Source organism: Brasilonema sp. UFV-L1 (assembly GCF_012912105.1).
In the GTDB taxonomy this organism is placed as follows: Bacteria; Cyanobacteriota; Cyanobacteriia; order Cyanobacteriales; family Nostocaceae; genus Brasilonema.
On record NZ_QMEA01000331.1, the window covers coordinates 1 to 925 of the forward strand.

At 37.2% G+C, this 925-nt stretch carries 1 protein-coding gene and 1 pseudogene; both read right to left on the reverse strand.

What is annotated here, in order from left to right; genetic code table 11:
• Positions 1 to 479 (reverse strand): annotated as a pseudogene (locus DP117_RS35245) (IS630 family transposase); the annotation flags it as partial.
• A gap of 22 nt (positions 480 to 501) precedes the next feature.
• A partial coding sequence (locus DP117_RS35250; RefSeq protein ID WP_211176561.1) for an IS630 transposase-related protein occupies positions 502 to 925 on the reverse strand: 424 nt, incomplete at its 5' end.

Consider the following 925-nt stretch of genomic DNA (forward strand, 5'->3'; position numbering starts at 1 on the left):
GCTTCTGTAATAGCTTTATCCAAATCGGAGTAAGTTCTCGTCTGTTGTGAACGTAAAAATTCTTTAACTTTTGACCAAAAATTTTCAATTGGAGAAAAGTCTGGTGAGTAGGGTGATAAATAAATTAGATGGGCACCCACAGATTCAATCGCTTCTTTGATTCCTGCTACTTTATGAGAGCTAAAATTATCCATAACTACACAAGCTCCCTTCCATAAATTTGGAACTAAAACTTGATTAATATAAGTTAAGAATGCATTTTTATCATTCCCACCCTTAAAACTCATTGCAGCAACGATTCCCCGTAAGGCGATCGCCCCAATGATAGTTACATTTTTACCACGTTTATCCGGACGAGAGCCATGTGCTCTTTTTCCCTTTAACGCCCTGGCATAAAGTCTGGTCATAGCTATATTTACTCCAGACTCATCAACAAACACCAAATTATTTAGGTTAAATGTACGGATAAGTTCCCAAAACTCTTGTCTTAATTTTTTAACTCTATCCGTGTCTTGCTCCGCCGCGTGTAAGGTTTTTTTTTCGCGTCAATTGGAGTTTCTGCAATGTTCTTCCCATTGCGGCTCGGCTAATTTTTATCTGAGTTTTTAATTCCATTTGTACGCATAATTCTTCCAGAGTGCTATCGTTATTTTCTTCTACCAATTTTTGTAAAATCGGGTAATGTTCGTCTTTTATTTTGGCTGGCTTTCCGCCTTTATGTGGCAATGGTTTTATACTTCCTGTGTCTAAATAACGCCCTAATAATGTTTGTATAAAACTGAGACTTACATGGAAGCGTTTCGCAAGCTTTCGATACGAACCTTCTCTATTATGGTAAGCAGAAATAATTTTTTGACGCAGATCCTGGTCGTAAGCCTTCATAAAAATATCATTGGTACACCCTAGGTCTAATTTTATCAGAGTG